Below are 12,848 nucleotides of genomic sequence, written 5' to 3'. Positions count from 1 at the left end.
ATTATGTGATGAATGCGCTCACGCTCGCTGTGCCTGCTGAGGTTTTTATCAGCCTTGAAAATATCAGTAAAAAATTCCCCGGCGTTTTAGCGCTGGATAATGTCAGTCTGACGTTAAATAAAGGCGAAGTGCACTGTCTTGCCGGTCAGAATGGCTGCGGTAAAAGCACCATTATTAAAGTTATATCCGGTGTCTACCAGCCGGAAAAAGGCGCGAGTATTACGCTCGACGGAAAATTATTTCATACCTTAACGCCGCAACTTTCTTCTTATTACGGGATTCAGGTTATTTATCAGGATTTGTCTTTATTCCCTAATTTATCGGTCGCCGAAAATATTGCCATTCACCGCTATTTGCCGGGTGGCGATTTTTGGGTACACCGCGATGCCATGCGCAAAAAAGCGCTCGCCGCCATGCAACGGGTTGGCGTTTCTCTCGACCCTGATCGTAAAGTCGAAAAATTATCCATAGCCGATCGCCAACTGGTGGCCATTTGCCGCGCCATCGCTGCCGACGCCAGTCTGGTTATCATGGATGAACCTACCGCCTCACTGACCCGCACCGAAGTCAACGGCCTGCTGCGCGTGGTGAATGAGCTGAAGGCCGCGGGCATTTGTGTCGTTTTCGTCAGCCATCGTTTAGATGAAGTGATGGAAGTTGCCGACCGCATCAGCGTGATGCGCGATGGCAAACTGGTCGGCACCTATCCGGCCAGCAGTCTCGACAGCAACGAGCTGGCGTTCCTGATGACCGGACAGCGTTTCAGCTACAGCCATCTGCCGCATCGTGCGCCCGCAGAAGTTACGCCGCTGCTGGAAGTCAGCCATCTCAGCCGCAAAGGCCAGTATCAGGATATCTCGCTGTCACTGCGTCAGGGGGAAATCACCTCGATTATCGGCTTGCTCGGTTCCGGGCGTACCGAGCTGTGCCTGAGTCTGTTCGGCATGAGTAAGCCGGACAGTGGCGAAATTCGCGTCAATGGCAAAGTCGTGAAATTTCACAGCAACCGCGACGCCATCCGTCAGGGGATCGCTTATGTGTCGGAAGACCGTCTGACGCAGGGACTGATCATGGAACAATCCATTTATGACAACACGCTGGTGTCAATTTTCGGCAGGCTGCAAACCCGCACCGGCCTGATGGATCATCGTAAAGCCGCATCCGTGGTCAAAGATCTGATCCGCGACCTCAACATTAAAGTCTCCGACAGCGGGCTGCCGGTCAAAACGCTCTCCGGCGGTAACGCACAGCGTATCGCCATCGCTAAATGGGTCGCGACGCAGCCGCATATTTTGATCCTCGATTCGCCGACCGTCGGCGTGGATATCGCGAATAAAGAAGGCATCTACCGCATTGCGCGGGATCTGGCGGAATCCGGTATGGCGGTACTGATGATTTGCGATGAAATTCCCGAAGCCTATTACAACAGTCACCGCGTTCTGGTGATGCGTAAAGGCGAACTGGTCGCTGAGTTTGCACCGCATCAAAGCAGCGAAGCGCAGATTGCGGAGGCGATCAATGGATAACAAACACCTCTCGAAGTTGTTTTCACAACACGAATTCTGGCTGGGCTTGCTGGTACTGATTCTTGTCATCGGCCTGAGCGTCAGCACACAAGAATTTATGACGCTTGGCAACCTGACCGACGTCGCCACCAGCTACGCCATTCTCGGCATCCTGGCCTGCGGCCTGTTTGTGGTGCTGATCGCAGGCGGGATCGACATTTCCTTCCCTGCGGTCACCTCCATCGGGCAGTACGTAATGGCCAGCTATATCATTCATCACGGCGGCAGCTTCCCGCTGGCGTTTGCGATGTCGATGGGCACCGGTTTACTCCTGGGGCTGGTTAACGGTTTTCTGGTGTACTGGCTGCGCGTTCCGGCCATCATCATCACCATCGCCACGTTAAACCTGTTCTACGGGTTGCTGGTCTATCTCACCAACGGCACCTGGCTGTACGGATTCCCGGACTGGTTTATGAACGGCATCAGCTGGTTCAAATTCACCGCCGCCGACGGCTATGACTACGGGCTTACGCTGCCGCTGCTCAGCCTGCTGGGCGTGATCATCGCCACCGGCGTACTGATGAACCGCACCCGCGTGGGCCGCCAGATTTACGCGATGGGCAGCAACCGCGACGCCGCCTCGCGCCTTGGCCTGAACATTCTGCGCCTGCATTTTTACGTTTACGGCTTTATGGGATTACTGGCGGGGATCGCCGCCGTGGTTCAGGCGCAGATAACCCAGTCCGTCGCGCCGAATTCCCTGCTCGGCTACGAGCTGACCGTACTGGCGGCCGTGGTATTGGGCGGTACCAGTATGACCGGCGGTCGTGGTTCGCTGACCGGCACCATTCTTGGCGTCATGCTGCTGGCGTTTTTGCAAAATGGTCTGACGCTGCTGAGCATTTCGTCTTACTGGCATCAGGTTTTCAGCGGCGTGATCATTCTGATCAGCATCAGCAGCACCGCGTGGAATGAAAAACGCAAACTGGCGAAGGGGATGTGACATGAGCACCTTAAACCGATTTTTCCCCGGCGATCGTATTATCCGCCTGCAGTTATTGATCATCGTCGCCGTGGCCGTGCTGTTCTCCTTCACGCTGGGCGGCAGTTTTTACAGCGTGGGGAATTTCCAGTCGATCTCCTCACAGCTGCCGATTCTGGGCATGTTAGCGCTGGGCATGGGCATCACTATGCTCACCGGAGGGATCAACCTTTCTGTGATTGCCGGCGCGAACGCCTGTTCTCTGGCAATGGCCGCAATTATGGTCACCCACCCCGGCCAGCCGGAGTATTTTGCACTGGCCTTGCTGGCCGGACTGGCGATTGCGGGGGTGATTGGTGTGCTCAACGGTGCGCTGATCGCCTATATCGGCGTTTCGCCTATCCTCGCCACGCTCGGTACCATGACGCTGATCGCCGGACTGAACATTCTGCTCACCAATGGCGCAGTGATTTCCGGTTTTCCGCCGGCGATTCAGTATCTCAGTAACGGCAGCGTGCTCGGTATTCCGGTCGCCCTGCTGCTGTTTCTGCTGGTCGCGGTGCTGCTGTGGGTGTTACTCGAACACACCACGCTCGGGCGAAGCCTGTATCTGATGGGCTCCAACGAACAGGCCACGCGCTTTAGCGGCGTCAACACCCACAAAGTGACCATCGCAGTGTACGTTCTTTCCGCCCTGCTCGGCTGGGGCGCGGCGCTGCTAATGATGTCCAAATTTAACTCGGCGAAAGCGGGCTACGGCGACTCCTATCTGCTGGTGACCATCCTGGCGTCCGTGCTCGGCGGGATCAACCCCGACGGCGGATTCGGGCGGATCCTCGGGCTGGTGCTGGCGCTGATCGTCCTGCAAATGCTGGAAAGTGGCCTGAACCTGATGGGCGTCAGCAGTTACCTGACGATGGCACTCTGGGGCGGGGTCCTGATCCTGTTTATCGCCTTACAAAATCGACAATCTTAAGCTCACGCTTTTTACCGAAGGGAACGAACATGGCGAGTTATTTTATTGGAGTAGACGTAGGAACCGGCAGCGCCCGCGCGGGCGTCTTCGATATGACCGGCCGCATGGTCGGCCAGGCCAGCCGCGAGATTACGCTGTACCGCCCAAAAGCCGATTTCGTCGAGCAGTCTTCCGATGAGATCTGGCACTCCGTCTGCAACGCCGTCAAAGACGCGGTGAATCAGGCTGATATCAACCCGATTCAGGTCAAAGGCATCGGCTTCGACGCGACCTGTTCGCTGGTGGTGCTGGATAAAGAAGGCAAACCGCTGACCGTCAGCCCGTCCGGGCGCAGCGAGCAAAACATCATTGTGTGGATGGATCACCGCGCCATCACGCAGGCTGAACGCATTAACGCCACCGGCCATCGCGTGCTGGAATTTGTCGGTGGGATTATTTCGCCGGAGATGCAAACACCAAAACTCTTGTGGCTGAAACAGCATATGCCGACGACGTGGAATAACGTCGGGCATCTGTTCGACTTGCCGGATTTCCTGACGTGGCGCGCGACGCAGAGCACTACCCGCTCGCTGTGCTCCACGGTGTGTAAATGGACCTACATCGGGCACGAAGACCGCTGGGATCCGAGCTATTTCCGCCAGATCGGGCTGGAAGATTTGCTGGAAAACAACTCGGCGAAAATCGGCAGCGAAGTGAAAACCATGGGCGAACCCCTCGGCCACGGGCTGACGCAGCGCGCCGCCGCGGAAATGGGGCTGATGGCTGGTACGGCGGTCAGCGTCTCGATTATCGATGCTCACGCTGGCAGTCTCGGCATTCTCGGCGCCAGCGGAGCTTCCGGTGAGTCAGCAGATTTCGACAACCGTATTGCGCTGATCGGCGGCACCTCAACGGCGCACATGGCGATGTCGCGCAGCGCCCGCTACATCGGCGGGATATGGGGGCCGTATTTCTCCGCCATCCTGCCCGACTACTGGTTAAACGAAGGCGGCCAGTCCACAACCGGGGCGCTGATCGACCACGTGATTCAGTCGCATCCGTGTTATCAGGACCTGCTTAAACAGGGAAAAGACAGCGGCAAAACCATTTACGAAGTGCTCAACGGCATTCTGCGCAAAATGGCCGGTGAACCGGAGGACATCGCCTTCCTCACCAAAGACATTCATATGCTTCCCTACTTCCACGGCAACCGCTCACCGCGTGCCAATCCGACGCTCACCGGCACGCTGACCGGGCTGAAGCTATCGCGCACGCCGGAGGACATGGCGCTGCATTATCTGGCGACCATTCAGGCGCTGGCGCTCGGCACCCGTCATATTATAGAAACCATGAATCAGAGCGGTTACCGCATTGATACCATGATGGCCAGCGGCGGCGGCACTAAAAATCCGGTGTTTGTGCAGGAGCACTCCAATGCTACCGGTTGCGCGATGTTACTGCCGGAAGAGAGCGAAGCGATGCTGCTTGGCAGCGCCATGATGGGCACCGTTGCAGCGGGTGCGTACGATTCCCTGCCGGAAGCGATGGCTGCCATGAGCCGTATCGGCAAAACCGTTACGCCGCAGACCAACAAAATCAAAGAATATTACGACCGTAAATACCGCGTATTCCATGAGATGTACCACGACAGCATGAAGTACCGCCGCCTGATGCAGGGGGAGACCGAATGAATATAGAACAGAAAATGCGTGCGGATCAGGAGTTTTTGCAGGCGTGTCAGGGCTGGCAGACCTACAGCCAGGAGCTGCTGGCGCTGCAAAACAATCTTGATGCCGATACGTGGCAACAGCTGCTGACGCTTGTCACCGGCTGCAAGGGCAAAATCGCTGTTACCGGCGTGGGCACTTCGGGCATTGCGGCGCGAAAAATCGCGCACATGCTGGCGTGCGTTGAGCAGCCAGCGGTCTATCTTAGCGCCACCGATGCCGCACACGGCGATTTGGGTTTTCTGCGCAGCGATGATCTGATGGTACTGATTTCGCGCGGCGGTAACTCCGAAGAGCTGACGCGTCTGTTGCCGACGCTCAAAGCCAAAGGCGTGGCTGTCGTCAGTGTCACCGAGAATCTGGATTCCGCCATCGCCCGCGCCGCGACGCTGGTGGTAAAAACGCACATTCAGCGGGAAATCGATCCGTTAAATATGCTGGCTACCACCTCCATCGTGCTGGTGCTGGCGGTGTTCGACGCGCTGTGCGGTAACATCATGCGCCGTAACGGATTCGATGAGCAGCGCCTGCTGAAAGTCCATCCGGGGGGAAATGTCGGGAAAACATTACGGGAGAAGGATGTGTGATTACTCCCTGATCTGCTCCCTTACCAGCGCCGCCAGCACCGAAATAGCGCGGGCGGTATGCGGGCCCCATTCGAAAGAAGTATTGATGCGGATGCAGTGGCGGAAACGTTCGTCGGCGGAAAACATGGTGCCCGGCGCGATGCTGACGCCTTTCGCCAGCGCCAGCGGGTAAATGTGCGCGGCATCGACGTTTTCGCCCAAATCCAGCCACAGAAAATAGCCGCCTTTAGGCTGGCTAACGGAAACCTGGGCGGGGAATTCTTTGATGATCGCGTGGTGCATAGCCATCTGCCGTTGTTCGAGAACGCGGCGCAGGCGACGCAGATGAGTGTCGTAACCGCCCTGCTGCAAATAATCCGCCAACGCCAGCTGAACCGGGACGCTGGCGGACAGGGTGCTCATCAGCTGTAATCGCTGGATGCGCTCTGCGTAAGCGCCCGCCGCCACCCATCCGACGCGAAAACCCGGTGCCAGACATTTAGAAAATGAAGAACAGTGCAGAATTTCGCGGCGATAGGACGACGCTTTAAGCGGCACGGCGCGTTCACTGCCGAAATAGAGTTCGCTGTAGACGTCGTCTTCTATAATAGCCACCTGATGCGCCTGCAAAATCTCCACCAGCCGCACTTTGTTCTCCGGCGGCAACGTACAGCCCAGCGGGTTCTGAAAGCTGGACATTAGCCAGCAGGCTTTGATCGGGTAAGTCTCCAGCGCTTTCTCCAGCGCATCTGGGTCCATACCAAAACGCACATCCGTCGGGATCGCCACGGCTTTCAGTTTGCGCCGCTCAATGGCCTGCAAGACGCCGTAAAAGGCCGGAGATTCAATCGCCACCCAATCTCCCGGCTCGGTCACCATCTGCAAACTCAGCCCAAGCGATTCCATTGCGCCAGACGTAATCACTATCTCATCGGGCGCAACTTCTATTCCGTTCTGCGCGTAACGCTGTGCAATGCTGCGGCGCAACTCTTCGTTACCCGGCGGTAAATTGGCGGTCGCGCTGTGCGGTGACATGCGGCGGACGGCACTTGCAAGCGAACGTGCCAGACGCGGCTGCGGGAACAACGTCGGATCGGGAAACGCCGACCCGAGCGGCACGACAGCCGGATCCTGTCCGGCCTTGAGGATATCGAAAATCGCGTCGTTGACGTCTATCTGTTCGGCGGCGTGCAGCCGCTCATCCGGCTGATGACGTACCGGGCGCTGCAATCCTGCCGCGACGTAATAGCCGGATTGCGGTCTGGCGACGATCACGCCCTGACTTTCGAGCAGCTGGTAAGCCTGTAACACCGTCATCAGGCTCAGACCGGATTGTTTGCAGGTATCGCGCAGAGAAGGCAGCCTGTCGCCGGGCAGCCAGACCTGCATCTCGATTTGTTTGCGCAGTGTGCGCGCCAGTGTAGCGTAGCGGGATTCAGTCATCGTCCGGGTCACTGTTACAGATAGTGTTAATGGAATGAAAACTATTATGCCTGCTTTAGCGCCATCACCGCTAAGTAAACCCGCAGTAAACTACTGGCATTCTTTACACGCGAGCTATAGCGGTGAAACATTCAGCATGTTAATGTGTGAACTCACTGCATTACTCGGATTTATCTGACCCGTCATTCACGTCTGTTCGCCTAACCTTACGCTTTCTAAACATTTTCTCCATGATTGATGGAAAAATGACTCTTCGCCTTTCACTCTTTTACATCACCATCGTATTACTATTCATTGGATTGAGTAGACTTGCTTTCGTCGAAACAAAACGGGCGACGTGCCTGAATCTCCAATGAGGAATTTAATTATGCGCAAACTTACCGCAATGATTGTGGCTTCAACTCTGGCTCTGAGCTCTGCTTCTTTCGCGTTTGCTGCTGAGACAACTGCAACACCAGCGCCTGACGCACCGGCCGCGACACACGGCAAAATGCTGCATCATAAAGGCCCGCAGCATATGAACCCGTTCGCAGGCCTGAACCTGACTGAGCAGCAAAAAACTCAGATGAAAGACATTATGAAAGACAGCGGCGCACGCCCTGATCGCGCCGCGATGAAAGCGCAGATGGATCAGATGCACAGCCTGGTAGCTTCCGACAGCTTCGACGAAGCGAAAGTGAAATCGCAGATTGATACCATCACTAAAGCGCAGTCCGACCGTATGCTTGATCGTGCCCGTGCTGAAAACAAAATGTACAACCTGCTGACGCCAGAGCAGAAAAAACAGTTCAACGAGAACTATCAAAAACGTGCTGAGAAAATGGAACAGATGCGTGACCACAAACCGGGTCAGCCAAAACCAGCCGCAGCTGAATAAGTTTTGATTCTGTAATCCAGACGTTTCAACCGCAGACCGGCCTTCCCAGGCCGGTTTTTTTTTGCCTGATACCCTCAGGCGTCTTCGCCGTGACGGGTGATCATCACCCGCAAATAATCCAGCACCCCCGCCGCAGGCTCCGAAAGCGATACCGCCTCAGATAACACCGCGCCTACGTCCATATACGTCATACTGTCCTCCACCGTTCGCCGCATGACCCGCAATCCTTCCAGCGACCACGGGCGATAAACCAGATCCGACAAAATAGTCACTCCACGCCCCTTGGCCACCAGACTACGCACCGTTTCGAATGACGTAGTGGTAAACGTTACCTGAGGCTGGCCACCGTGTGAAAGCCAGTGCTCACGAATAACGTCAGGATATTCGTCCGTATCGAGCAACAGAAAAGGTAAGTGAGCGATATCCGCCAGATGAATAACCGGTTTACTGAGTAACGGATGCCCCTGCGCAATCCACAGTCTACGCGGCGAGCGAATGAACGTTTCGATTTTCAGGTCGTTTTCACGGATAATATTTGAGGTCAGCAGCAGGCTAAAGTCGGTTTCCTGCTGCCTTAATGACGCAATAAGCTTTGCCGGATTGGCCTCGATAAAATTGAGGGTCATCAGCGGAAAATGTTGTTCCACCTCGGTAATGATGGCAGGCAATAAATACGCTGACAGGGTTTTTGCCAACCCGATATTCACGGTGCCTTGTGCCAACTGAGGCTGATAAAGCAGATCGTCAATAGCGAGCTGGCTGTCATTAATAATTTTCCGTGCATGATGCAGAAAACGCTCTCCGGCGGCCGTCAGCGTGACACCTTTCGCATGGCGCACAAACAGCGCGTTGTTTACCGCGTCTTCAAGATTGCGCATCGCGACCGTCATCGATGACTGCGAGATATTACATCTCGATGCCGCCTTCGATATCTGTTGCGTCTGTGCTAATGCAATGAAAAATTCCAGTTGCCGCAGAGTGAATTTCATAGTTTAAAACGATACCTTCTGATGAAAACTTTGAATTAGATTTGTCAGACCCGCCGTCTTACCATTTTAGCCCACTTAATCCGCCTGATATTGATCCTAGTATGCATAAAAGCGATACCAGCACAGGCACAACTTTTGGTAAAATCTATGCCTTATTTATTTTTGACGCTCGCCGCCTGTTTCTGGGGAGGCAACTATGTGGTCGGCCATTTTCTGGTGACACAAGCCGACCCGATGATGCTCTCCGAAGCCCGGTGGATGCTCACCGCCCTGCTGTTGCTGGCACTCTATTTCCCGCAGGTGAAAAAACAGTGGCCCGAAATGAAGAAAGCAAAAGGGACCATCCTGTTTCTGGCACTGTGCGGGCAGGTATTATTTCCCGTGACGCTCTATATTGGCCTGCAATATACGTCGTCATTAAATGCGGCTATTTATTTATCCACCACACCTGCTCTGGTGCTGTTGATTAATAAGTTTATTTTCAAAGAGCGGATTTCATCCCGCAATATTACCGGTGTGGTTTTAAGCTCTTTGGGTGTGGTCTGGCTGGTGATGCAAGGTGATTTGTTACATGTGGAAACCCTGAAAAATCTCAACCGTGGCGATGTCTGGACAATGGGATCCGCCGTCAGTTGGGCGCTCTACTGCGCATTCCTGCGCACCAAACCCAAAAACGTCGGAGGAAATGCCTTTGTTGCCGTCAGTGCAGCGCTTGGCGCGCTGATTCTGCTGCCGGTGCTGGCTTTCAGTTCTGTGGCCAGTCTGCATCAGCAACTTCACGTTTATCTCAACCGCAGTTTTCTGGCCGGTTTATCTTATCTGGTGATTTTTCCGTCCTGGCTTTCCTACCTGCTCTGGAATAAAGGTATTCAGGTGATTGGTGCCACACGAGGGGAAATTTATTCCCATCTGATCCCGCTGAGCGGCGGCGCACTGAGTATCCTGTTCCTGAATATCCCTCTGCATGCCTTTCATCTGGTCAGCACGCTGCTGATTGCAGCGGGGATTGCACTTTGTTCCGGCAAAACACGGGAAAAGGTCGTACAAAAAACACAGTTCACCCGCGCAGAGTGACCTGAGCCTGCAACTTTACTGTCATCAGACCCGCTGTCTCTTCACAAAGCGTCAACCGCATCACATTTTCATCTTTAACTTCAAACTTTTCTGTTCAAAAACATTATTTTCATCCAGTAATTTAACAAAGTCGTAACGTGCAAATCTGCCGACGACCCTTACCTCCCTGCATCACACTCTCGTAAAAAAAAGTGGCCTGCCCTGCGCAGGACCACTCACAAGGAGTTGTTATCATGAAAAGCGTCAAGTCCGGGATAACCTGGCTGGTGGTGGCGTTAATCGGAGCCTTTGCTTTTTGCATGCTGGCTTTAAGCCGTGGCGAACACGTCAACGCCCTCTGGCTGGTGGTGGCCGCCATCGCCTGCTACAGCATTGCCTACCGTTTTTACAGCCTGTTTATTGCTGAAAAAGTCTTCGAGCTCGATGACAAACGTATGACACCTGCTGAACGCCACAATGACGGGCTGGATTACGTGCCGACTAATAAATGGGTGCTGTTCGGCCACCACTTTGCGGCGATTGCCGGTGCCGGACCGCTGGTCGGACCGATACTCGCTGCGCAGATGGGATTCCTGCCGGGTACGATCTGGATTTTGGTCGGCGTGATGCTGGCAGGCGCGGTGCAGGATTTCCTGATCCTGTTCATTTCCACCCGCCGCGACGGACGCTCACTGGGTGAAATGGCCAAGCAGGAACTGGGCAATTTTGCCGGCGTGGTCACCATGCTCGGCGCGCTGGGCGTGATGATTATCATTCTGTCGGCACTGGCGCTGGTGGTAGTGAAAGCACTGGCTGACAGCCCCTGGGGTCTGTTCACCATCGCCGCGACCATTCCAATCGCGCTCTTTATGGGCGTTTACATGCGTTTTCTGCGTCCGGGGAAAATCGCCGAAGTCTCGGTGATTGGCTTCGTGCTGATGATGCTGGCGATTATCTACGGCGGCAACGTTGCAGCAGATCCTTACTGGGGGCCGTTCTTTACGCTCCACGGCACAACGCTGACCTGGGTGCTGGTGATTTACGGCTTTATCGCTTCGGTTTTGCCGGTCTGGTTGTTGCTGGCACCGCGCGATTATCTCTCAACCTTCCTGAAAATTGGCGTCATTGCCGGGCTGGCGGTGGGGATCGTCTTTGCCATGCCGGAAATGAAAATGCCCGCGGTGTCGCGCTTTATTGACGGCAGCGGTCCGGTCTTCTCCGGTAGTCTGTTCCCGTTCCTGTTTATCACTATCGCCTGCGGCTCCATCTCCGGTTTCCATGCGCTGGTTTCCAGCGGTACCACGCCGAAGCTGATTGAACGTGAAAGCCACATCCGCTTCATCGGTTACGGCGCAATGCTGATGGAATCTTTCGTCGCCATCATGGCGCTGATTTGCGCATCAGTTATCGACCCGGGCGTTTACTTTGCGATGAACTCGCCGGCGGCGCTGATTGGCACCACTGTGGAAAGTGCGTCGCAAGTGATTAACGGCTGGGGATTTGTGATCACACCTGACATTCTGACGCAAATCGCCAAAGACGTCGGCGAGCAGTCGATTCTGTCCCGCGCCGGTGGCGCACCGACCTTCGCCGTCGGTATGGCGCACATCATCACTGAGGTGTTTAACAGCCGCGCGATGATGGCGTTCTGGTACCACTTCGCCATCTTGTTCGAAGCGCTGTTCATCCTGACCGCCGTCGATGCCGGGACCCGTGCCTGCCGCTTTATGGTGCAGGATTTGGTGGGCGTCGCTGTGCCGTCTCTCGCCAACAACCGCTCATGGCTCGGTACCTTTGCCGGAACCACCGTGGCGGTCGCGGGCTGGGGGTTCTTCGTTTATCAGGGCGTAGTCGACCCGCTGGGTGGCATCAACACACTGTGGCCACTGTTCGGTATCGGTAACCAGATGCTGGCCTCGATGGCGCTGATCCTGGGCACCGTAGTGCTGTTCAAAATGAAGAAACAGCGTTATGCATGGGTGACGATTTTGCCGACCGTCTGGCTGTTCATCACCTCGATGACCGCGGGCTGGCAGAAGATATTCCACGAGAAACCGTCGATTGGTTTCCTGGCACAGGCGAAGAAATTCTCGGCGGGGATCGACACAGGGGAAATCATTAAACCGGCCAAAACGCTGGCAGATATGCATACCATCGTGCTGAACAATCAAATCAATGCCGTGCTGTGCGGATTCTTTATGCTGGTGGCCGTGACGATGCTGGTGTCGTCGTTCTTCGTCATCCGCCGCGCGTTGAATTCTGCCACGCCGACGGTGCATGAAACCGCCGTGGTTAACCGTCGCGAAGGCCGTCCGGTTCGTGAGGTGCGCCATGTCTGATTCACGCGCTCTGTTTAAAACGCCACGGTTTGCAACGCTGCACATCATCCGCTGTCAGCCGTTGTTTATCATCGAACCTAAGCCGCATAGCGTTGCTGACTGGCTGAAGCTGGCTGTCCGGCGCACCGCACAGAGTTTCCGACTGATGGTCGGCGTGCAGGATTACCAGAATTACGTGCAACATATGAAGGTGCGGCATCCGGATACCGAGCCGATGACCGAGCGGGAATTTCACCGGCGGTGTCTGGAAGCGAGATTCCCGAGCGAAGGCGGCAAGATGGGAAAATGCCCGTGTTAATGCCTGAGTGACCCGTCCCTTTCTCTGCCCGTCTCAAAAGACGGGCAGAGAGTATTGACCCGCAAACAAAAAAACCACTACGACTATGCGTCTGAAATTCCTCAACTATTATTT

11 protein-coding genes are annotated in these 12,848 nt (G+C 55.2%); 9 read left to right on the top strand and 2 right to left on the bottom strand.

Translation table 11 applies throughout. The features are described 5' to 3' along the window. The first annotated feature begins 8 nt into the window (after positions 1 to 8). Genes GE278_08205 through GE278_08185 form a run of 5 tightly spaced genes read left to right on the top strand, consistent with a single transcriptional unit; the run spans position 9 to position 5,756 of the window. Complete coding sequence (locus GE278_08205; protein ID QLK60745.1) at positions 9 to 1,526, top strand: ATP-binding cassette domain-containing protein; 1,518 nt, start codon at positions 9 to 11, stop codon at positions 1,524 to 1,526. After that, a complete protein-coding gene (locus GE278_08200) occupies positions 1,519 to 2,508 on the top strand; it encodes an ABC transporter permease (protein ID QLK60744.1) in 990 nt (329 codons plus the stop codon). Before GE278_08205 ends, GE278_08200 begins: the two co-directional genes overlap by 8 nt. Before the next feature lies 1 nt (position 2,509). Then, entirely contained in the window at positions 2,510 to 3,463 is a 954-nt protein-coding gene (locus GE278_08195) for an ABC transporter permease (protein ID QLK60743.1), read from the top strand. Between the two features lie 29 nt (positions 3,464 to 3,492). Beyond that, a complete protein-coding gene (locus tag GE278_08190) occupies positions 3,493 to 5,133 on the top strand; it encodes a ribulokinase (GenBank protein QLK60742.1) in 1,641 nt (546 codons plus the stop codon). A 14-nt stretch (positions 5,134 to 5,147) separates the two neighbouring features. Next, a complete protein-coding gene (locus GE278_08185; protein ID QLK63241.1) occupies positions 5,148 to 5,756 on the top strand; it encodes an SIS domain-containing protein in 609 nt (202 codons plus the stop codon). On the opposite strand, the gene GE278_08180 is transcribed toward GE278_08185, so the two are convergent. Further along, the gene (locus GE278_08180) at positions 5,757 to 7,178 is read right to left on the bottom strand and encodes an aminotransferase class I/II-fold pyridoxal phosphate-dependent enzyme (GenBank protein QLK60741.1); all 1,422 of its coding nucleotides are present in this window, start codon (positions 7,176 to 7,178) and stop codon (positions 5,757 to 5,759) included. It lies immediately after the preceding gene. 367 nt (positions 7,179 to 7,545) lie between these two features. Here GE278_08180 and GE278_08175 point away from each other — a divergent pair, with 367 nt between their 5' ends. Continuing rightward, positions 7,546 to 8,055, top strand: a complete 510-nt coding sequence (locus tag GE278_08175; GenBank protein ID QLK60740.1) for an ATP-independent periplasmic protein-refolding chaperone — start codon at positions 7,546 to 7,548, stop codon at positions 8,053 to 8,055. 74 nt (positions 8,056 to 8,129) lie between these two features. Here the strand turns inward: GE278_08175 and GE278_08170 are convergent, their stop codons facing one another. Then, complete coding sequence (locus tag GE278_08170) at positions 8,130 to 9,044, bottom strand: LysR family transcriptional regulator (protein QLK60739.1); 915 nt, start codon at positions 9,042 to 9,044, stop codon at positions 8,130 to 8,132. A 147-nt stretch (positions 9,045 to 9,191) separates the two neighbouring features. On the opposite strand from GE278_08170, the gene GE278_08165 reads away from it, so the two are divergent. From GE278_08165 to GE278_08155, 3 genes are all read left to right on the top strand, one after another. Then, positions 9,192 to 10,118, top strand: coding sequence for an EamA family transporter (locus GE278_08165; GenBank protein ID QLK60738.1), 927 nt, complete (start codon positions 9,192 to 9,194; stop codon positions 10,116 to 10,118). A gap of 233 nt (positions 10,119 to 10,351) precedes the next feature. Continuing rightward, the gene (locus tag GE278_08160) at positions 10,352 to 12,436 is read left to right on the top strand and encodes a carbon starvation protein A (protein ID QLK60737.1); all 2,085 of its coding nucleotides are present in this window, start codon (positions 10,352 to 10,354) and stop codon (positions 12,434 to 12,436) included. Next, positions 12,429 to 12,734, top strand: a complete 306-nt coding sequence (locus GE278_08155) for a putative selenoprotein (GenBank protein ID QLK60736.1) — start codon at positions 12,429 to 12,431, stop codon at positions 12,732 to 12,734. Before GE278_08160 ends, GE278_08155 begins: the two co-directional genes overlap by 8 nt. The last annotated feature ends 114 nt before the right edge of the window (positions 12,735 to 12,848 follow it).

The organism is Enterobacteriaceae bacterium Kacie_13, assembly GCA_013457415.1.
In the GTDB taxonomy this organism is placed as follows: Bacteria; Pseudomonadota; Gammaproteobacteria; order Enterobacterales; family Enterobacteriaceae; genus Rahnella.
The sequence above is the reverse complement of the archived record's forward strand: the minus strand, read 5'-3'. Positions and strand labels throughout refer to the sequence as shown.

Excerpts from the sequence above, each read along its gene's own strand:
- GE278_08205 (QLK60745.1), top strand. The coding sequence starts at position 9 with ATGAATGCGCTCACGCTCGCTGTGCCTGCTGAGGTTTTTATCAGCCTT.
- GE278_08200 (QLK60744.1), top strand. The coding sequence starts at position 1,519 with ATGGATAACAAACACCTCTCGAAGTTGTTTTCACAACACGAATTCTGG.
- GE278_08195 (QLK60743.1), top strand. The coding sequence starts at position 2,510 with ATGAGCACCTTAAACCGATTTTTCCCCGGCGATCGTATTATCCGCCTG.
- GE278_08190 (QLK60742.1), top strand. The coding sequence starts at position 3,493 with ATGGCGAGTTATTTTATTGGAGTAGACGTAGGAACCGGCAGCGCCCGC.
- GE278_08185 (QLK63241.1), top strand. The coding sequence starts at position 5,148 with ATGCGTGCGGATCAGGAGTTTTTGCAGGCGTGTCAGGGCTGGCAGACC.
- GE278_08180 (QLK60741.1), bottom strand. The coding sequence starts at position 7,178 with ATGACTGAATCCCGCTACGCTACACTGGCGCGCACACTGCGCAAACAA.
- GE278_08175 (QLK60740.1), top strand. The coding sequence starts at position 7,546 with ATGCGCAAACTTACCGCAATGATTGTGGCTTCAACTCTGGCTCTGAGC.
- GE278_08170 (QLK60739.1), bottom strand. The coding sequence starts at position 9,044 with ATGAAATTCACTCTGCGGCAACTGGAATTTTTCATTGCATTAGCACAG.
- GE278_08165 (QLK60738.1), top strand. The coding sequence starts at position 9,192 with ATGCCTTATTTATTTTTGACGCTCGCCGCCTGTTTCTGGGGAGGCAAC.
- GE278_08160 (QLK60737.1), top strand. The coding sequence starts at position 10,352 with ATGAAAAGCGTCAAGTCCGGGATAACCTGGCTGGTGGTGGCGTTAATC.
- GE278_08155 (QLK60736.1), top strand. The coding sequence starts at position 12,429 with ATGTCTGATTCACGCGCTCTGTTTAAAACGCCACGGTTTGCAACGCTG.